Origin of the sequence: Aeribacillus sp. FSL K6-8394 (assembly GCF_038008865.1) — a bacterium.
Taxonomy (GTDB): domain Bacteria; phylum Bacillota; class Bacilli; order Bacillales; family Aeribacillaceae; genus Aeribacillus; species Aeribacillus composti.
Genome location: NZ_JBBPAA010000001.1, coordinates 1,738,141 through 1,757,793 on the forward strand (window position 1 = coordinate 1,738,141; position 19,653 = coordinate 1,757,793).

General features: G+C 39.7%; 17 protein-coding genes, 1 tRNA gene and 1 other annotated feature. Of the genes, 1 reads left to right on the plus strand and 17 read right to left on the minus strand.

Going from position 1 to position 19,653, the window contains the following annotated elements; all coding sequences use genetic code 11:
- Window positions 1-183: 183 nt before the first annotated feature.
- The 11 genes from lonB to ilvB all read right to left on the minus strand — a co-directional run bounded on the left by lonB (window position 184) and on the right by ilvB (window position 14,234).
- Entirely contained in the window at window positions 184-1,842 is a 1,659-nt protein-coding gene (gene lonB, locus NSR00_RS08235) for an ATP-dependent protease LonB (protein WP_063387463.1), read from the minus strand.
- A 201-nt stretch (window positions 1,843-2,043) separates the two neighbouring features.
- Window positions 2,044-3,309 (minus strand): ATP-dependent protease ATP-binding subunit ClpX, encoded by a 1,266-nt coding sequence (clpX, locus tag NSR00_RS08240; protein WP_340788078.1) that lies wholly within the window; start codon window positions 3,307-3,309, stop codon window positions 2,044-2,046.
- A gap of 274 nt (window positions 3,310-3,583) precedes the next feature.
- Entirely contained in the window at window positions 3,584-4,870 is a 1,287-nt protein-coding gene (gene tig, locus NSR00_RS08245; RefSeq protein ID WP_340788080.1) for a trigger factor, read from the minus strand.
- 204 nt (window positions 4,871-5,074) lie between these two features.
- Window positions 5,075-6,055 carry a tetratricopeptide repeat protein gene (locus tag NSR00_RS08250; protein WP_066249775.1) on the minus strand — a complete coding sequence of 327 codons (981 nt, stop codon included), beginning with the start codon at window positions 6,053-6,055 and terminating at the stop codon, window positions 5,075-5,077.
- 90 nt (window positions 6,056-6,145) lie between these two features.
- Entirely contained in the window at window positions 6,146-6,739 is a 594-nt protein-coding gene (gene leuD, locus NSR00_RS08255; protein WP_063387459.1) for a 3-isopropylmalate dehydratase small subunit, read from the minus strand.
- Between the two features lie 16 nt (window positions 6,740-6,755).
- Window positions 6,756-8,171, minus strand: coding sequence for a 3-isopropylmalate dehydratase large subunit (gene leuC / locus NSR00_RS08260; RefSeq protein WP_063387458.1), 1,416 nt, complete (start codon window positions 8,169-8,171; stop codon window positions 6,756-6,758).
- A gap of 84 nt (window positions 8,172-8,255) precedes the next feature.
- Window positions 8,256-9,368: a 3-isopropylmalate dehydrogenase gene (gene leuB, locus NSR00_RS08265; RefSeq protein ID WP_063387457.1), complete on the minus strand. Its 1,113-nt coding sequence runs from the start codon at window positions 9,366-9,368 to the stop codon at window positions 8,256-8,258.
- A gap of 23 nt (window positions 9,369-9,391) precedes the next feature.
- Window positions 9,392-10,936, minus strand: a complete 1,545-nt coding sequence (locus NSR00_RS08270) for a 2-isopropylmalate synthase (RefSeq protein WP_340788086.1) — start codon at window positions 10,934-10,936, stop codon at window positions 9,392-9,394.
- Window positions 10,923-11,981, minus strand: coding sequence for a ketol-acid reductoisomerase (gene ilvC / locus NSR00_RS08275; RefSeq protein WP_261308771.1), 1,059 nt, complete (start codon window positions 11,979-11,981; stop codon window positions 10,923-10,925). The genes NSR00_RS08270 and ilvC overlap by 14 nt, the downstream gene beginning before the upstream one ends.
- 13 nt (window positions 11,982-11,994) lie before the next feature.
- Window positions 11,995-12,513, minus strand: a complete 519-nt coding sequence (gene ilvN, locus NSR00_RS08280) for an acetolactate synthase small subunit (RefSeq protein WP_063387454.1) — start codon at window positions 12,511-12,513, stop codon at window positions 11,995-11,997.
- Entirely contained in the window at window positions 12,510-14,234 is a 1,725-nt protein-coding gene (ilvB, locus tag NSR00_RS08285) for an acetolactate synthase large subunit (protein ID WP_340788089.1), read from the minus strand. Before ilvB ends, ilvN begins: the two co-directional genes overlap by 4 nt.
- Before the next feature lie 87 nt (window positions 14,235-14,321).
- Window positions 14,322-14,573: a binding site (T-box leader), on the minus strand.
- A 538-nt stretch (window positions 14,574-15,111) separates the two neighbouring features.
- Here ilvB and NSR00_RS08290 point away from each other — a divergent pair.
- Complete coding sequence (locus tag NSR00_RS08290; protein ID WP_340789191.1) at window positions 15,112-15,471, plus strand: MmcQ/YjbR family DNA-binding protein; 360 nt, start codon at window positions 15,112-15,114, stop codon at window positions 15,469-15,471.
- Window positions 15,472-15,723: 252 nt separating this feature from the next.
- Here NSR00_RS08290 and NSR00_RS08295 read toward each other — a convergent pair whose 3' ends face one another.
- The 6 genes from NSR00_RS08295 to NSR00_RS08320 all read right to left on the minus strand — a co-directional run bounded on the left by NSR00_RS08295 (window position 15,724) and on the right by NSR00_RS08320 (window position 19,604).
- The gene (locus tag NSR00_RS08295; protein ID WP_445659561.1) at window positions 15,724-16,236 is read right to left on the minus strand and encodes a DUF2283 domain-containing protein; all 513 of its coding nucleotides are present in this window, start codon (window positions 16,234-16,236) and stop codon (window positions 15,724-15,726) included.
- 107 nt (window positions 16,237-16,343) lie between these two features.
- Window positions 16,344-16,417: transfer RNA gene (locus tag NSR00_RS08300), tRNA-Arg, on the minus strand.
- A 125-nt stretch (window positions 16,418-16,542) separates the two neighbouring features.
- Window positions 16,543-17,055, minus strand: coding sequence for a metallophosphoesterase family protein (locus NSR00_RS08305; protein WP_130156110.1), 513 nt, complete (start codon window positions 17,053-17,055; stop codon window positions 16,543-16,545).
- The gene (locus tag NSR00_RS08310) at window positions 17,033-17,650 is read right to left on the minus strand and encodes an XTP/dITP diphosphatase (RefSeq protein WP_066252188.1); all 618 of its coding nucleotides are present in this window, start codon (window positions 17,648-17,650) and stop codon (window positions 17,033-17,035) included. Before NSR00_RS08310 ends, NSR00_RS08305 begins: the two co-directional genes overlap by 23 nt.
- Window positions 17,647-18,417: a ribonuclease PH gene (gene rph, locus NSR00_RS08315; RefSeq protein ID WP_063387450.1), complete on the minus strand. Its 771-nt coding sequence runs from the start codon at window positions 18,415-18,417 to the stop codon at window positions 17,647-17,649. Before rph ends, NSR00_RS08310 begins: the two co-directional genes overlap by 4 nt.
- A gap of 104 nt (window positions 18,418-18,521) precedes the next feature.
- On the minus strand, window positions 18,522-19,604 hold the full coding sequence (locus NSR00_RS08320) for a GerMN domain-containing protein (RefSeq protein ID WP_130156112.1): 1,083 nt from the start codon (window positions 19,602-19,604) through the stop codon (window positions 18,522-18,524).
- Window positions 19,605-19,653: the final 49 nt, after the last annotated feature.

Consider the following 19,653-nt stretch of genomic DNA (forward strand, 5'->3'; position numbering starts at 1 on the left):
TTACACCTCCATCATGTGAAAAATAGATTATACAGCGTCCTTGTTCAATTCTATCCTATTCTTTCTGCACTGTCTATTTTCAAACTTATCTTTATTGAAAGGAATAAATAACTGCCTCAACAAAAATAAAGGTTCAGTGCCACGGCCTGAACCCTGTTAGGCATTTGGAATGAAGACGCTAGTTTAAACCGATTTTTTCTCTATGATTGTCTCTGGATAAATTTGCTCCGTTGGAGGATTGATGAGCGCACAATCTAACACTTCCTGAAAGCTTCGAACAGGAATAATTTCAATGTCTTCAATCGTTTTTAAAATTGACTGCATATTCTCCTCTGGTATGATCACTTTTTTGGCACCTGCCATCTTGGCAGCTTTTATTTTTGGAATAATTCCGCCAATCGGTTTTACATTCCCATGAATGCTGATCTCTCCAGTCATCGCAACGGTATTATCAACAGGAATTTTGTGGATGGCAGAAAAAATGCCGGTTGCCATCGCTATTCCTGCACTCGGTCCATCAACAGGTACCCCGCCGGGAAAGTTTACATGAATATCATAATCATGGGCATTAACTCCCATTGATCGTAACACTGTTATGACATTTTCAACGGAGCCTTTGGCCATGCTTTTTCTTTTGATGGATTTTCCGCGGTCGCCAATGTTTTCTTCTTCTACAATACCTGTAATGTTGATCGTTCCTTTTTCTTTTGCCGGAATAACCGTCACTTCCACCTCTAATAAAGAGCCGCTGTTTGGTCCGTAAACAGCAAGACCGTTCACCAGTCCAACTTTAGGTTCATTTCCAATTTTCTTTTCATATTTTGGTGTAAGCTGGCTGGAATGGACAATCCATTCAATATCTTCGACTTTCACTTCATTTCGGTCCTCGGTGATAGCAATTCCAGCAGCAATTTGCATCATATTGGCAATTTCTCTTCCATTGCGGGCATAAGAAGTTAAAATGGATATTCCTTTTTCTGAAATTTTTACATTTACTTTTTCAGCCGCTTTCCGAGCAACGACCGCGAGTTCATCGGCCGTTAAATCTCTAAAAAATACTTCAAGGCAGCGCGAGCGAATGGCGGGCGGTATTTCAGATGGTGTTCTTGTAGTTGCCCCGATCAAGCGAAAATCAGCCGGGAGACCGTTTTGGAAAATATCATGAATATGACTTGGAATTTGAGAATTTTCTTCACTATAATAGGCGCTTTCTAAAAAAACTTTTCGGTCTTCAAGTACTTTTAACAGTTTATTCATTTGAATGGGATGGAGTTCGCCAATTTCATCAATAAACAACACGCCGCCGTGTGCATGAGTCACTGCTCCTTGTTTCGGCTGTGGAATTCCGGCTTGTCCCATCGCCCCAGCACCTTGATAAATGGGATCATGAACAGAACCTATTAAAGGATCAGCTATTCCCCGTTCATCAAATCTCGCTGTTGTTGCATCCAATTCAACAAAAACAGCATTATGTTGAAAAGGAGACTTTTTATTTCTTTTCGCTTCTTCAAGAACGAGCCTTGCAGCAGCCGTTTTTCCTACACCAGGAGGTCCGTAAATAATAACATGCTGGGGATTCGGCCCGCATAAAGCTGCTTTTAATGCTTTGATGCCATCCTCCTGTCCGACGATGTCAGAAAAGCTTTTTGGACGAATTCGTTCTGAAAGCGGCTTTGATAATTGGATAGCTCTCATTTTTCTCAATTGTTCCATTTCTTTTTTCGACTCGCGGTCAATGGAAATTTTTTGCGTCCGCTGATTCCGCAATAAATTCCAAAAATAAAGACCGACAATGACTCCGAAAATTAATTGTATGAAAAGGGCAATCCCTGTCCAGTTCATCCTGAGTTTCCTCCTCAACAAATGTTTATCCCCTATTATCTCCTTTGCATATACGGATTAAACATATGTTGAGGACGGATTTTCATGAAAAGAAGGATCGAGTTGTATGAACTCGATCCTTCTTATTTTTATGAGAACAACTATCCTTTTACAAAACCAAACTGCTGCAAATTCAGACTAAAAAGCCCGTCAAAACGTGTCTTATGCGGAAGTTTTCTTATCTTCATTTATAATGGTTCCATCATTTGCAATCAGCTTCGGAGGAATTTTTTCTCTTACAGTGTTTGCCGTGATGACACATTTTGTAATATCATCACGAGACGGCAATTCAAACATCACATCAAGCATAATGCCTTCAATGATAGAACGAAGGCCGCGCGCACCTGTTTTTCGTTCAATTGCTTTTTTCGCAATTTCTGATAATGCTTCTTCTTCAAATTCCAGCTCAACGCCATCTAGCTCGAGCATTTTTTGATATTGTTTAACAAGCGCGTTTTTCGGTTTTGTTAATATTTCGATAAGTGCTGCTTCATCAAGCGGTTCAAGGCTGGCAATGACAGGCAAACGCCCGATAAATTCCGGAATTAACCCGAATTTTAATAAATCCTCAGGTAGCACCTTTGAAAGCAGCTGCTTTTGATCAAGCTCTTTGTTTCGGCTATCTGCTCCAAATCCAATGACCTTTTGCCCTAATCTGCGCTTGATGATTTGCTCTATGCCGTCAAATGCTCCGCCGCAAATAAATAATATATTAGTCGTATCGATTTGGATAAATTCTTGATGCGGATGTTTTCTTCCGCCTTGTGGAGGAACACTTGCTACAGTTCCTTCCAAAATTTTCAGAAGTGCTTGTTGGACACCTTCACCAGACACATCTCTTGTAATGGATGGATTTTCTGATTTTCTAGCAATTTTGTCAATCTCATCGATGTAAATAATTCCTTTTTCCGCTTTTTCCACATCGTAATCAGCAGCTTGGATTAGCTTCAGCAAAATATTTTCAACATCTTCCCCAACGTATCCAGCTTCCGTTAGCGACGTTGCGTCAGCAATTGCAAATGGAACATTCAAAATGCGTGCAAGCGTTTGTGCAAGCAGCGTTTTTCCGCTTCCTGTCGGCCCGATTAACACAATATTACTTTTGGACAGCTCAACATCATCAATTTTATTGTTTGAATTAATCCGCTTATAATGGTTGTAAACTGCAACCGCCAAAGATTTTTTTGCCTGCTCCTGCCCGATTACATATTCATCTAGGATGCTGAGAATTTCTTTCGGTTTCGGAACATCCTTAAATTCAGCCTCTTCTTCCGTGCCAAGCTCCTCTTCTACAATTTCTGTGCAAAGTTCAATACATTCATCACATATATAGACGCCAGGACCAGCAACCAGCTTTCTCACTTGATCTTGAGTTTTTCCGCAAAACGAACATTTTAACTGTCCCTTTTCATCGTTAAACTTAAACATGATATCACCCCTTAATTTCCTTCATTGCCTCCCCACCCATATATAAACCGCACGCATGAATCGGGGAACAATGCTTTTCAAACAAAAGAAAAGTATGTATCGCATTTTATCATAAAACAAAAGAAAAGCGGTAATGAAAAGTATGTATAGTTATGTGACAATTATTATGTACAGTTTCGAACGATTTAACGCTTTTCATTTTATAAAACAAGGCACGATCAAATCGCGCCTTGTTATCAACTTTATCAAAGATCATGATGTTCCTGTAACTATATTATGCAACATCTTTTCTATTTTCTACAAGAAAATCGACCGCTTTTTTAATTTTTAAATCTTCTTTTATTCCTTCTGTTGAACCGAGTGCTCTCTTAACGCTTTCAACTGGCATATTGTACATGTCAGCCATTTTTTGCAGTTCTTCATTTACTTCTTCTTCTGTCACATCAATGTTTTCAGCTTTCGCAATTGCTTCTAATGTTAAGTTATATTTCACGCGCTTTTCAGCGTCTTTTCTCATTTGTTCACGCAATTCTTCTTCGCTTTGGCCAGAGAATTGGTAATACAGTTCTAAGTTCAAGCCTTGCAATAGCAAGCGTTGTTGAAATTCATTCATCATTCTTTCAAGTTCATTGTCAATCATCACTTGCGGAATGTCCACTTCAACATTTTCTGCAGCTTTTTCAACAAGTTCATCACGAAGTTTATTTTCAGCTTGTGTGTTCTTTTGCTCTTCTAAACGCTCTCTAATTTTCGCCTTTAATTCTTCAAGTGTTTCAACCTCATCGTTTACATCTTTTGCAAATTCATCATCCAATGCAGGGAGTTCTTTCGTTTTGATTTCATGAATTTTCACTTTAAAGACAGCCGGTTTTCCAGCAAGCTTTTCCTCATGATATTCTTCAGGGAACGTTACTTCTACATCCTTTTCTTCGCCTGCTTCAAGCCCGATCAACTGATCTTCAAAACCAGGGATAAATGTGCCGGAGCCGACTTCCAAAGAATAATTCTCAGCTTTTCCGCCTTCAAACGCTACGCCGTCAACAAAACCTTCGAAGTCGAGGACGACTGTATCTCCCTCTTCCACTTTTCCTTCTTCTTTCACAACCAATTCAGCATGCCGTTCTTGAAGCTGTTTTAATTCGTTTTCCACATCTTCATCCGTAACGGTTGTATCTTCTTTTTGGACATCCAAACCTTTATATTCGCCAAGTTTCACTTCTGGTTTGACCGTTACTTTAGCCGTAAAAATAAGCGGTTTATCTTTTTCAATTTGTTCAATATCAATTTCAGGACGGTCTACCGGTTCAATTCCAGCTTCTTCAACCGCTTTTGGATAAACTTCTGGAAGCAAAATATCAAGCGCATCTTGATATAGCGCCTCAACACCGAATCTCTTTTCAAAAATAGGGCGCGGCACTCTTCCTTTGCGGAATCCTGGAACGGCTACATTTTTTACAACTTTTTTAAATGCTCGATCCAGCGCTTCTTTAAATGTTTGTGCATCTACTTCAACGGTTAAGACTCCTTCGTTTTTCTCTAATTTTTCCCATTTAACTGACATTTGTTTCCCTCCAACAATCTATAAATATTATTCGTGAGTACACGATAAAAATTTTTTATATGCCTTGTCCGTAAAGAAACAAGCCATAAAATAAATATGTCAAAAAAGGGTAATCGGCACCAATAGCAAGAAAGGTGCATACAAAAAATATACATTTTACAACCATTTTATTATACCATAGGATACAATCCTTTCAATAGGACTCTACCATCTAATGTTTGAAATTTCTTCAATTTGTCTAATTTTATCGCAAACTGAAATAAACTCAGCACTTTTTATGTTGTAAATCCGCTCAACTTCCGTCAGCTTGATGACGATCCCAAAAATTTCGTAGCCAACGTAATGAAGCGCTGCTGCCCAAATATTTGCATTTTCCGGTTTAGGATGAAAAGGATACATGACATATAAATGACGAATCCATATATCTTTTACAGCTTCGAAAAGGGTTGGATTTTCATTTCCTAAAAAATCGTCCAAAAGATTGAGCACTTTTTTGGCAAACGTCATTTCTAATAAATCTTGAAGATGGATAGGATTTACAGCGGTAGTTTCCCCGAATTTCTCAACGGTCATTATTCGTGCTATTTCATGATCTCGCAATATTTGCAGCAGCATTGTTTTCACAACCGGATGGACCGTTTTTGACTGAAGCATCTCTTCAATCGTATGTAAATTTTTTTTAACATTATTATTATTTTTGATCGAATGTATGTAGGAAATTTGCTTGTCCAGCCTGCTGAAAAGATCATCGTCATTCGGTTCTGGACTGATTTGCTCTTCGCTCATCCTCCGGCTAAAATGAAGCAGCTTGTAAAACTGTTCTGCATGTGCTGCCGGAAGTTTATTTTCTTCCAAAACCGCTTCAATCGTCGTTTTTACCTCATCATATTGTCCAAGCTGTACTAAAATCGTTAAATACATCTGCAATATTTCAAAATAATTTCCTTTTGCTTCGTGAAGCATTTTTTTACAAATTTGTTTTGCTTCCTGATATTCTCCAAGCTCCATTAAGCATAAAGCAATTCCTATTTCAATATCAGGGTGATTTGAATTCCAAGATCTCGCCTCTAAAAAAAGGTCGAGCGCTTGTTCAAATTGTTTATTATGTAACGCATTCATTCCTTCTTCAATCAATCGTTCTTTAAGTCGGGGAAAGGGAATGATTTTTCCATTCGCTTTTTTCATTGTAGAAAACCTCTTTATGATTTTGCTACAAGTTTACCAGCTGGGCAACGAGAAAACAAGAATCAAAAGAAAAAGCGGAGGATGCAATCATCATCCCCACGCTTTTGCCTTTTGTTCAAATTGGCTGATCTGCTCTTCATATAATAATGTAAATCCTATTTCGTCGCGTCCATTTAAAAGCATTTCCTTCCAATGCTCATTAATGTCAAAATGAAACTCAAATCCTTCTTGATCAAATACTTTTTGCTGCTCTAAATCAATCGTGCATTCGTACACATTTCCTTCCGCTTTTTTGAGCAATGTTTCAAACACTTCTTCATTGACCCGTATCGGCAGGATTCCGTTTTTTAAACAGTTTTGATAAAAAATATCTGCGAAGCTAGGCGCGATAATTGCGCGGAAACCAAAGTCTGCTAAAGCCCATGGAGCATGCTCTCTTGATGAACCGCAACCGAAATTTTCGCCAGCCAGCAAAATTTGTGCGCCTTTGTAGACTGGCTGATTTAACTCGAATTGTGGATTTTCCTCACCATTATCTAAATATCTCCAATCAAAAAAAGCAAATCTTCCATAACCTGTCCGTTCAATTCGTTTTAAAAATTGTTTCGGAATGATTTGGTCCGTATCCACATTTGTTCTATTTAATACTGCAATATGGCTAGTTAATGTTGTAAAAGGCTGCATGCTGCTTCTTCCCTCCTCATTTTACTGCTTCAAGCTTCTCTGTCCGAATATCAACAAACTTACCATAAATTGCTGCCACTGCTGCCATTGCAGGACTCACTAAGTGAGTTCTTGCCCCTTTCCCTTGACGTCCTTCAAAGTTGCGGTTGGAAGTAGACGCACATCGTTTTCCAGGAGGCACGACATCGTTATTCATGCTTAAACACATGCTGCATCCAGAATCTCTCCATTCAAAACCAGCATTGATGAAAATTTCATGCAATCCTTCTTGTTCTGCTGCTTGTTTTACTTTTTGGGAGCCTGGAACTACGATCGCTTTCACATTTGGAGCAACCTTTCGTCCTTTAATTACATTCGCCGCTGCACGCAAATCAGTTAGTCTTGAGTTTGTACATGATCCAATGAATACATAATCGATTTCAATGTCTTGAATGTTCGTTCCCGGTTCAAGTCCCATGTACTCATACGCCCGTTTGAAGGAAGCTGCTTCATTTTCATTGCGTGCATCCTCAAGTGTCGGAATCGAATGGTCAACAGGCAGCACCATGCTTGGATTTGTACCCCAGGTAACCATCGGTGCGATGTCTTCCCCGCGGATTTCAATCGTTTTATCAAATGTAGCTCCTGGATCAGATCTTAAAGATTTCCAGTAAGCAACTGCTTTTTCGAACTCTTCCCCTTTCGGAGCATATTTTCTTCCTTTTATATAATTAAAGGTTGTTTCATCCGGAGCTATTAAACCGGCGCGGGCACCTGCTTCGATTGACATATTGCAAATAGTCATCCGTTCATCCATTGATAAGCTTTCAATTACTTCACCCGAATATTCAATAACATAGCCTGTACCGAAATCAACACCAAATTTTCCAATAATGTAAAGGATGACGTCTTTGGCCGTGACTCCTTCCGACAAAGATCCTGTCACTTTCACTTGCAAAGTTTTCGGACGGTGCTGCCATAATGTTTGAGTGGCCAAAACGTGTTCTACTTCACTTGTTCCGATTCCAAATGCCAGCGCCCCAAAAGCGCCGTGTGTCGATGTATGGCTGTCTCCGCATACAATAGTCTTTCCTGGAAGAGTAAGCCCTAATTCCGGACCGATAACATGGACAATTCCTTGATCATCGCTGTCTAATCCTGCCAGAGTAATTCCAAATTCTTGGCAGTTTCTTTCTAAAGCACTTATTTGGTTTTTAGCTACATCATCTTCAATGACAAAGCGGTTCACGGTTGGGATATTATGATCCATTGTGGCAAAGGTGAGATCAGGACGTCTCACTTTCCGTCCGTTTTGTCTCAATCCTTCAAAAGCTTGCGGTGATGTAACTTCATGTATGAGATGAAGGTCAATATAAAGCAGATCCGGTTTTCCCTCTTCCCTTACGACCACATGATCATCCCAGATTTTTTCTATTATGTTTCGAGGCTTCATTTTCTTTTTCCCCCTATTTCCTGTTTTGTATCTATTAAGAAAACGGTGAGCTTCTCCTCCCGGAAAAGCCCACACCCCCCCATTTTATTCGTAGGAATCGATAATATTTAATAGTGCATAATCGTTCGCAAGCACTTCTTTGATTTCTTCCACCATTTCAGTTGTATGAATAAATGCACCTTCATTATTTGTTAAATCTCTCGTGCACTTTCCGGAATCCAACACGTGTTTAACCGCTTTTTCAATGGCTCTAGCTTCTTCATGAAGATCAAAGGAATAGCGGAGCATGAGCGCACCAGATAAGATCATTCCGACAGGGTTTGCCAGGTTTTGGCCGGCAATGTCAGGAGCTGATCCATGCACTGGTTCATATAAGTGCAATCCACTGTTTGATAAGCTTGCTGAAGGAAGCATGCCCAACGATCCAGTGATCATGGATGCTTCATCGCTTAAAATGTCACCGAACATATTTTCCGTCACAATCACATCAAACTGGCTTGGCATGCGGATCAATTGCATGGCCGCATTATCAACAAGCATATGCTCCAATGTGACATCAGGGTATTTTGAAGCCAATTCTTCAGCAATTTCACGCCAAAGCTTGCTAGTTGTAAGCACGTTTGCCTTATCAACAGACGTTACTTTTCCTCGGCGTTTTTGCGCCATTTGAAAAGCTGTTTCTAAAATGCGTTCAATTTCTTTCCGTTTATAAAAAAGCGTGTCAACCGCTGCTTCTTCTCCGTCTGAAACGATTCTTTCACTCGGTTTCCCGAAATAAAGTCCGCTTGTCAATTCGCGTACAATCACCAAGTCAACATCTTCTATTTTTTCTCCCTTTAACGGAGATATTTCTTGAAGGGCTTTATAAGTTTGAACAGGGCGGATATTTGCAAATAAGTCCAACTCTTTTCGAATGCCTAGCAATCCTTTTTCCGGACGGAGTTCAGGAAGATTTTTATCCCATTTCGGACCGCCTACAGCTCCTAATAAAACCGCATCGCTTGAACGACATAATTCAATCGTTTCTTCAGGAAGAGGTGTCCCGCACTTATCTATCGCTTCTCCGCCAATTAAGCCGAATTCAAATTCAAAATCATGTTTGTAATATTGTCCAATAGCCTTTAAAACCTCAATAGCTCCGTTCGCTACTTCTTTTCCAATGCCGTCTCCCGGCAAAACAGCGATTTTTTTCTTCATCACGTTCCACCCCTTTCATGATTTTATACAGTCGCCTGATGTTTTTCCTTCGCTGTATGTTTGAGTAATATCGCCCTGTTGACAGCATTTAGATAGGCTTTGGCAGATGCTTCAAGCACATCCTGGGCAATGCCGCGTCCTCCCATTTCAATTCCGTCCACGTTAACTTTTACATATACTTGCGCTAACGCATCGCGTCCTCCTGAATTAGATTGGATTCGGTAGTCCAGCAAAGTGACGGACTGCTTCAAACAGCGTTCTAACGTATTGTAAATAGCTTCTACGCTTCCATTTCCTGTCGCAGCCTCTTGAATTTCCTCGTTTTCTTTCGTTTTCAGCGTCACAGTGGCAGACGGGACTCCAGTCGTACCATATGTTACCTGCAGCGCCGCAAGTTCATATGTTCCTTCTTCACCTGTTAATTGTTCTTCTAATACAAGAGCTACAAGATCATCTTCCGTCAATTCTTTTTTCTTTTCAGAAAGTTCCTTAAAAGCAGTGAATAAACGATTTGTCGCTTCTTCATCCATTGTAAAGCCTAATTCCTTGAGCTTTACCCGAAATGCGTGACGACCAGAATGTTTTCCTAATACTAAACTGTTGGACTGTACCCCAACAAGTTCAGGAGATATGATCTCATATGTTGTTTTTTCTTTCAGCACACCGTCTTGATGTATGCCAGATTCATGGGCAAAAGCGTTTTTCCCGACGATCGCTTTGTTTGGCGGAACTATCATTCCTGTCAATTTGCTCACTAAATCACTTGTTCTCTTAATTTCATTTAAGCGGATGTTTGTTTCAACTTTGTAATAGTCTTTTCGAATGTACAGAGCGACAGCCACTTCCTCTAAAGCTGAATTGCCCGCACGCTCTCCAATTCCGTTAATCGTACCTTCAATTTGTCCTGCTCCATGTTCTACAGCGCTGAGAGCGTTCGCTACTGCCATTCCTAAATCGTCGTGGCAATGAGCGGACAAAATGACTTGATCAATGTTTTTCACATTTTGTTTTAAATATTCAAATATTTCGCCATATTCAATCGGAGTGATATAGCCTACAGTATCAGGAATATTGATGACTTTCGCGCCGGCTTCAATCACTTTTTCAACAATTTCCGCCAAAAAATCGAGTTCAGTGCGGCAGGCATCCTCTGCAGACCATTGTATAATAGGAAAAAATTTCGCTGCATATTTGACGGATTCTACTGCACGCTCGATCACTTGCTCCTTCGTCATTTTCAATTTATATTCCCGATGAACAGGCGATGTTGCAATAAACGTATGAAGTCTTGGCTCCGCCCCGTCTTTCAATGCTTCCCACGCCGCATCGATATCTCCTTTAACAGATCTCGCCAATCCTGTAACAGAAGAATTTTTGATTGTTCTGGCAATTTCCTGTACTGAGCGAAAATCTCCTGGAGAGGAGGCAGGAAAGCCTGCCTCAATAATGTCCATTCCAACTCGTTCCAGCTGTTTTGCGATTTCTAATTTTTCTTTTAAGTTTAGGTTTACTCCAGCGGATTGCTCGCCATCTCTTAAGGTTGTGTCAAAAAAGTTAATTTTTCGCACCAGTTACCACCGCTTCCTTATTTTTAGGCTTTACAAACGGCATCATGTCTCTTAACACTCTTCCGACCTGTTCAATTTGATGCTCATTTTCACGATTGTTGATCGCGTTAAACTGCGGTCTTCCTACTTGGTTTTCCAAAATCCATTCTTTTGCAAATTTTCCAGTTTGAATATCATTCAATACAGCTTTCATGTTTTCTTTTACATGCGCATCGATTACGCGCGGTCCAGATACAAAATCACCCCATTGAGCTGTATCGGAAATGGAGTATCTCATGTTGGAAAGCCCGCCTTCATACAGTAAATCCACAATTAATTTTAGTTCGTGCAAACATTCAAAATATGCAACTTCAGGCTTGTAACCTGCTTCAACAAGCGTTTCAAATCCAGCTTTTACAAGGGATGTTAACCCGCCGCAAAGAACTGCTTGCTCACCGAAAAGATCCGTTTCTGTTTCTTCTTTAAACGTTGTTTCAAGAACGCCGGCACGTGCGGATCCGATTGCTTTTGCATATGCTAAAGCCAATTCTTTCGCTTGACCTGTTACATTTTGTTCAACAGCAATCAATGCCGGAACCCCAGCTCCTTCAGTGTAAGTTCTTCGCACAAGATGACCTGGGCCTTTAGGTGCAACTAAAAATACATCCACATCGCTTGGCGGAACAATTTGATTGAAATGAACGTTAAATCCATGGGCAAATACGAGAGCATTTCCTGCTTTTAGTCCCGGCTTCACTTCATTTTCATAAAGCTCTCTTTGCTTTTCATCCGGAACAAGCACCATGATAATGTCTGCTTCTTCAACAGCTTCACGAACTGTTTTAACTTCCAATCCATCCTCTTGAGCTTTTTCTAATGATTTACCTTTTCTAACGCCAACTACTACATCTACGCCGCTTTCTTTTAAATTTAAAGCATGCGCGTGACCTTGAGAACCATATCCTAAAATCGCTACTTTCTTCCCTTCTAATACAGCTCCGTTAATATCTCCGTTATAGTATACTTTTGTCATTTGTACATCTCCCTTTCTTAAATGTTTTACTATATTTAAAAATGTATTAGACGATTGAAAAAGTTTTTTCGGACTGCTGCAGCTTTTGTGTACCGCGAGGAAAAGCTGTCAGTCCTGTTCTGGCTATTTCCTTGATGCCGTACGGTTTCAATAAGTCAATCAGCGCTTCAATTTTGTTCGGCTCACCTGTTACCTGTACGACAACGCTGTCTCTGCTAACATCAATGATCGATGCGCGAAACGGTTCGATCACACCGTATATTTCCATTCTTGTCGATGGATTTGCAACAACTTTAATTAATGCTAGTTCTCTTGCAACAATTGATTGATTTGTGATATCCATCACTTTCAACACATCAATTTGCTTATTTAATTGCTTTGTAATTTGTTCAACTTCTTTTTCTTCTTTAACATTTACAACAAATGTAATTCGCGAAACGCCTTCTATTTCCGAATGGCCGACAGAAATGCTTTCGATATTATAGTGTCTTTTCGTAAACAGGCCAGTAATTCGGTTTAAAACTCCTGATCTATTCATGACAGTCAGCGTAATGATTCGCTTCATTTCTTTATCCCCACCATTTCATTCAGTCCTTTGCCAGGAGCAATCATTGGATATACGTTTTCTTCCGGTGCTACGACGATTTCAATCAGCTCCGGCTCTCTGTTTGCAAAGCTGCTTTCCAACACTTTCGTAAGATTTTGATGATTTTGGATTCTTACTCCTTTTATTCCAAACGCTTCTGCCAATTTAATAAAATCAGGCTGCGTTTGAAAGACGGAATGAGAATAACGTTTTTCATAAAAGAGTTCTTGCCATTGGCGAACCATACCGAGCGAATTGTTGTTCAGAACGATTACTTTGATTGGCAAATTGTGCTCTTTGATTACCGCAAGCTCTTGGAAGGTCATTTGGAACCCTCCATCACCCAATATCGCGACAACCGTTCTGTTGCGGTCAGCAAACTGCGCGCCGATAGCTGAAGGGAGTCCAAAGCCCATCGTTCCAAGTCCGCCCGATGTCACCCATCTGTTTGGCGAATTAAAGCGATAATATTGCGCAGCCCACATTTGATGCTGGCCTACATCTGTTGTAACAATTGCTTCTCCTTTTGTTTGTTTATAAATTTCTTCGATCACTTCTTGAGGTTTGATTTCATTTTCAGATTTTTCATACCATAATGGATATTCTTTTTTATATTCAGCAAGATGCTGAATCCACTCTTGATGATCGCCTTTATTTCCTTCCTGCTCGATCAAAAGCTTCAATACTTGCTTCGCGTCGCCGACAATCGGAATTTGTGTGGGAACATTTTTACCAATTTCGGCAGGATCAATGTCAATATGTGCTACAGTTGCATTAGGCGCAAAATGTTTAAGATTTCCTGTTACTCTGTCATCAAAGCGGGCTCCGATGCTAATCAATAAGTCGCATTCATAAAGAGCCATGTTAGCCGCGTATGTTCCATGCATTCCTGCCATTCCTAAAAATAGAGGATGATCCGCTGGGAAACTTCCTAATCCAAGTAGAGTGTTTGTGATCGGAATTTGCTGCTGCTCAACATATTCTCTCAGTTCATTCGCAGCATTGGCATGGAGAACGCCGGCACCAGCTAAAATCACCGGTTTTTTTGCACTGCTGACCGATTCCACCAGCCTGCGGATTTGCAAGTAATTCGGCTCTAATTTCGGCTGGTAGCCAGGCAATGACAATTCCATATCATATTCGAAATTGCCTTCCGCCTGTGAAATATCTTTTGGAATATCGATCAATACAGGTCCTGGTCTTCCAGTTGTTGCGATATGAAACGCTTCTTTAACAATTCTCGGTAAATCATTTATATCCCGAACTTGATAATTATGTTTTGTAACGGGCATGGTAATTCCGATCACATCTGCTTCTTGGAAAGCATCAGAACCGATCACAGTTGTTGCTACTTGCCCTGTAAAGACGACGAGCGGCAAAGAATCAATTAATGCATCCGCAAGCCCTGTCACTAAGTTGGTTGCACCAGGTCCTGAAGTGGCAATGACGACACCCGGTTTTCCGGATATACGTGCATATCCTTCAGCAGCATGGATTCCTCCTTGCTCGTGTCTTGTTAAGACGTGAAAGACTCCAGAATTATATAGCTTATCATATATTGGCAAAACGGCTCCACCGGGATAGCCGAAAATGACTTCTACATTTTCCCTTTTTAAGGCTTCGATGAGCATTTCCGACCCCGTCATGGTTGTTGTTGTACATTTGGTTTTCAACTCATCCAACTGTACATTCGCAGTCATGAATATATCCTCCTTTTAAACAGATGTGATAGAATTTTTAGATAATGAAAAACCTTCCCGCCCCTATGAAACCCACTTATAGCAGGCCAAAGGGGCGAGAAGGTTGAATTCCCGCGGTACCACCCTTCTTCGTGATCAAATCGATCACCTCATGAACGGAATATCCGTTCTTTTCCTAACGAGTGCATTGGGATGCACCCGGCCAATCCTACTCGCTGTCCGCTTTCGAAAAGGCACTCGGAGGCGAGTTCATCCTTGGTGATAACACCGGTTTTCAGCTCCCCCGGCTCTCTGGAGTTATCTTAACCAAAGATTACTAATCCTCTTCATCGTTTTCATCTATAAATTTTTACATTCAATTCTTATACGAAAATTTATGTTTGAGCCTTATAATACGCTGATTTTTCAAAAGTGTCAACACCATTTTTATGAATTATTTGATTATTTTTATGAAACAGTTTTTTGGTAACGTTTACAAACTCATTATTTCAACATTTTATAATACAATGAAAATTTTTTATGCTCTAAATTGAAATAAATATCGATTCCAAGCCATTAGGCAAAATGTGCGTAATATTTTATTTAAATTAATTTGAATAGCCAACGTTTTCAACAAATGCGGCAAAAGAAAAAACATCCATTTTATTCGAAATTACACCAGTTTTTCTTAAAGGCTCGGCAACCCGAACACTTCAGAAGAGGGCTGTAATCTGTTTTAAACAGTAATGCAGCATATGTATGTTCTAAAACCTTGAACGTTATTCGATTTTAAATAAAAACCCTTCACTTGAAACGAGCAATTTCGGAAGAAGGAAAAAAGACAAAGTATGTTGTATAAAAAATATTTGGAACAATATATGGTGGAGGAGATTATATGATGAACAAACAAAAGCTTGAATGTTTCTGTCTCAAACTTCCCGGTTCTGTTCATGATTACCAAATTGATTGGGAAGCAGACCGATATAAAGTGGGAGACAAAATATTTGCGATTATAGGATGTGATTCTGAAGGAAAGCCAATCATCACATTAAAATGTGATCCGCATCATTCTGAACAATTAAGAGAAAATTACGACGGCGTCATTCCAGGCTACTATATGAACAAAAATCATTGGATCTCAATATATTTTAACACGAACATCCCGGAGGAAATTTTGGAAAACCTGATTTTTCGTTCCTACGAACTTGTTTTTCAAAAATTGCCGAAGAAAATGCAAAAGCAAATAAAACTGCAATAACTTAGGAAATAATGACATTGCTGTTTTGGGCGTCACTTATTAGATGTGAACTCCTCCTCGGTGAAAAGCCTCAAATCTTTTTAAGTGGAGCTTAGAATTGGATTTGCATCCACGGATTTCGCTTATACACATGCTAGTCTTTTATGCATAGAAACCATAGGCCTGCAGCAATAAATTTTTAAACATTGAAACGATAAAAAGCAGGGCAAGCTAAATCCTTACTCTGTCTAATAAACTGTATTAATTATTTTTTTAAATTACTAATTGTTCTAAAGCATGTTCATTGTATTTATTAAGATCTACAATATCAAACCCGATAAAATGTTCAAACTCTTTATCAGAAAAGCAAAAATCAATTCCTTTATATTGGAATTTATTTTTTACTTCTTGTTCTGACAGACGAAACGAAAAGGTATTACCATTTTTCTTATATATTTTCTCTGCCCCAGCTAATTTAGATAATTGCTGGGCTGCAGGTCCAAAAAATTCAATCCCCACAATCCTATCATGATGATCAATATCGAGCACTAAAAATTCGTTAACTTCTAATTCCTCGGTACATTCAATATCATATGGAAAATCTGCAGGGAAAATATATAAATAGGCTAATTTAGCTTCACTGTCATAAGTTATTCTAGGTTCCATTTTATCTTTTACCTCGTTATCTTTTTTCATGAACAAGAGGCCAACATTCAAACTATAATTTTTCTTAATAACATTATAACATCTTTTTTCTTCGTCATAATAAAAATCAACCTCCTTCAAACGTGGTCTGCCGAACCTGTCCAATCCGTACGATGTTCGGTTCACAGTTCGACTACCTACCGTTCAAAGAAGGTTGATATAACGGGCTTCATCGCCCTTTTTCGTAGCGTCCCAGGAGAGATTCGAACTCCCGACCGACGGCTTAGAAGGCCGCTGCTCTATCCAGCTGAGCTACTGGGACATCGGATAATTTTTTATTATTTTTTCGAAAGACAATGTTTATTATAATTTCATGCTAAAAGTATGTCAACTACTTTTTTAAAAAAATTTTTTGAGGGAGAAAAATTCTCCCTCAAGGAAGAGTGGTTAAGCAAATTGGAATTTAGTGGACAAGTTTGAAATTTTCTCTCCATGAAGATTGTAAAAATCTACAATTGCTTGGCCATTCATCAATTCTAGTATAGCATAAGTTTTTTCATTTCTCATCCTCGGAAGGAAAATACTTCCTGGATTAATAAACAATTTCCCGTCTACAAGCTCGGCTCCTGCTATATGCGAATGGCCGAAACAAACAATGTTCGCTTGCGCTTCCTCTGCACGATATTTTAATTTCATTAAAGTCGTTTTGACAGAATATAAATGGCCATGGGTGATAAAAAAGCGATAGGTTCCAATTGTTTCAATGATTTCATTCGGGAAGTTTCCAAGGAAATCGCAATTTCCTTTCACGATCAACATATCTTGAATTTGTTCCGCTCCATCATTCAGCTCTGAATCACCGCAATGGATGATTGCTTCTACTTCGTTTATATGCCTTTTCTTAATTTCCACAAGCTCATCCGTAAGACCGTGACTATCACTTATAATTAAAACTTTCACGATTAGCCTCTCCCCAATCGCCTATTAATTTTTCTAGTTTCTTCAAAGCTTTTGCACGATGGCTGATTTCGTTTTTTTCGAACTGCTCTAGTTGAGCCATCGTTTTTTCTTTGCCGTCCACAAGAAAAATAGGATCATATCCAAAGCCATTGTCACCGCGAGGTTCAGTTGTAATTTGTCCTTCACACACACCTTCCACCGTCATCGTTTCAAGGTCTGGAGCAGCAAACGCCAAAACACATATGAACCTTGCTTTTCGATTTTCAACGCCTTCCATTTTTTTTAAAACCTTTTGAATATTTTTTTGATCATCTTTTTCATTTCCTGCATATCGGGCCGAATAAACCCCCGGTTCGCCATTTAAAGCATCAATCGAAAGCCCGGAATCATCTGCAACAACGGGTTTATTAAGCAATTGGCTGATTGTCTCCGCTTTTAGAACAGCATTTTCATAAAAAGTTTGGCCGGTTTCTTCAACATCTGGCAAATTCGGATAATCCAACAGTGACTTGACCTGTATTCCTTTTTTTTCTAACATCGCGCGAAATTCTTCGATTTTCCCTTTGTTTTTGGTGGCGATCACCAATTCTTTCATGAGCATCCCTCTTCCCGCTGATCCCTGTTATTGATAATTTTTGCAGTCCATTCCCCTAATGCCGCTTTTTGTTTTTCGATTAGTTCCAAAATTCCTTTTTCAGCATATTCCAACAGTAAGTTCAGCTCTTCTTTTGAAAACGTGGATTCTTCCCCAGTTCCCTGCAATTCAACAAAATGGCGACTTGATGTCATAACAACATTCATATCAACTTTTGCCGCTGAGTCCTCTTCATAATTCAAATCTAAAATGACTCCGTGTTCAGGAACGATCCCTACAGACGTAGCTGCTAAAAAATCTGTTACTGGATATGTATCTAGTACACCGTCATTGAATAATTTACCGAGAGCGAGATTTATTGCAACATAAGAACCTGTTATGGAAGCCGTTCTCGTTCCCCCGTCCGCTTGAATTACATCGCAATCAATCCATAATGTTCTTTCACCCAGTTTCTCCAAATCAACTACTGCACGCAAGCTTCTTCCAATCAGCCGTTGAATTTCCATTGTCCTTCCGGAGATTTTTCCTTTTGATGCCTCCCGGACCGTTCTTTGAGCCGTTGCACGCGGAAGCATGGAATATTCTGCGGTAATCCATCCTTTCCCTTCACCTCTCATAAAAGGAGGGACACGGTCTTCTACACTTGCGCTGCATATCACTTTTGTATCTCCAACCGTTATTAAAACAGACCCTTCCGGATGCTTCAAATAATCCGTTACTATTGTGACTTCTCTTAACTCATCTTGATTTCTGCCATCAAGGCGCATTGTTTTCCCTCCTACCAACTGCAATGTACGAAAACATGAAAGAAGAGGCAGCTATCATGCTCGCCTCTAAAGTCTCATTCTTATAGTATATCAAAAATAGATGTTTAAAAACTACCTGTGTTTACATTTTCAGGTCTTGACACTGGCTCTGACAAACTTTTTCCATCTTCATTCACAAGGTCTTGCTTGCCGTTCACTTTTAGTGCTACTTTTTCTATTCCTTCCTGCTCCGTCAATGTAAGAACAAGGGAGTTTATAACATGATTGGAAACGATCTTTTTCTCCTCATCATAGCTTCCATAAATCGCTTCGTTGAAGTTTAAAGTGACTTGACCGTCTTCATATTTTGGCTTTTCAATCAGCTTCACTTCAGACTGAAACTCGCTTAATAATCCGCTTGAACGGTCTGGACCTTCAACTAATGCGTTAACAGCAGCTACGACTTCGTCTTTTTCTTCATTGCTGATCCTCTTTGTCACGGGAACATAATATACGTTATCCCCTTCCTCCCCAATATAATACACGGTTAGAGGATGAGTATCCGTAATATCAACAGCATCGCTCGTATCAATATTGATGCCGTCTTTTCTAGTCGTTCCTTCGCCGATTGGGGTTCCGTTTACTGGCATTTCTTTCAGTTCATGGCCGTTCACCCAGAGCTTTACTTTATTAATATTTTTAAATTGGGTTAATGTCCATGTAATTGCCTGCAAAATTTTTTCTTCATCTTCCGGCTTGTAGTTAGTAAATTCATTTGAGAAATCTACAATAGCCGTTCCGTCTTTAATATCTACTCCTTTAACAACTGTATCTTCCGGCAATACCGCACGGAACCCGTTCGGGAGAATGTTTGAAACGGGCCCTCCAGCCACTAAATATTCAACGGCTTGTTTGGCTACTTCCTTCGTGTTAGGCAGCTCCAATGTTTGTGGAACGACCATTCCGTTTTTGTCAATTAAATACAGAACTCTTTTCACCGTTTCCTTTGAGGATTCCTCTTTGTCGGACGCTGATTTCGCTGAGTCTAATTGCTGATCTAGCTGATCCCCGTCCTCCAAATAGGTAATATCCTGCGGCGGATCTATTTCTTGTTTTGAACTCTTGCTTCCAAATGAAGAACACCCTGAAAGCAAAACAAAAGTAGCCAAAACTGCTGCTGTCACATTCACCCATCTGTTTTTTGGCATAACAATCCCTCCTAAGGCAGTTTGTACTACTATGTATACGAGCATTGAC

Coding starts and splice junctions, on each gene's coding strand:
- lonB (WP_063387463.1), bottom strand. CDS start 1,842: ATGAACTGGACAGGGATTGCCCTTTTCATACAATTAATTTTCGGAGTC.
- clpX (WP_340788078.1), bottom strand. CDS start 3,309: ATGTTTAAGTTTAACGATGAAAAGGGACAGTTAAAATGTTCGTTTTGC.
- tig (WP_340788080.1), bottom strand. CDS start 4,870: ATGTCAGTTAAATGGGAAAAATTAGAGAAAAACGAAGGAGTCTTAACC.
- NSR00_RS08250 (WP_066249775.1), bottom strand. CDS start 6,055: ATGAAAAAAGCGAATGGAAAAATCATTCCCTTTCCCCGACTTAAAGAA.
- leuD (WP_063387459.1), bottom strand. CDS start 6,739: ATGCAGCCTTTTACAACATTAACTAGCCATATTGCAGTATTAAATAGA.
- leuC (WP_063387458.1), bottom strand. CDS start 8,171: ATGAAGCCTCGAAACATAATAGAAAAAATCTGGGATGATCATGTGGTC.
- leuB (WP_063387457.1), bottom strand. CDS start 9,368: ATGAAGAAAAAAATCGCTGTTTTGCCGGGAGACGGCATTGGAAAAGAA.
- ilvN (WP_063387454.1), bottom strand. CDS start 12,513: ATGAAGCGAATCATTACGCTGACTGTCATGAATAGATCAGGAGTTTTA.
- ilvB (WP_340788089.1), bottom strand. CDS start 14,234: ATGACTGCGAATGTACAGTTGGATGAGTTGAAAACCAAATGTACAACA.
- NSR00_RS08290 (WP_340789191.1), top strand. CDS start 15,112: ATGAACAAACAAAAGCTTGAATGTTTCTGTCTCAAACTTCCCGGTTCT.
- NSR00_RS08310 (WP_066252188.1), bottom strand. CDS start 17,650: ATGAAAGAATTGGTGATCGCCACCAAAAACAAAGGGAAAATCGAAGAA.
- rph (WP_063387450.1), bottom strand. CDS start 18,417: ATGCGCCTTGATGGCAGAAATCAAGATGAGTTAAGAGAAGTCACAATA.
- NSR00_RS08320 (WP_130156112.1), bottom strand. CDS start 19,604: ATGCCAAAAAACAGATGGGTGAATGTGACAGCAGCAGTTTTGGCTACT.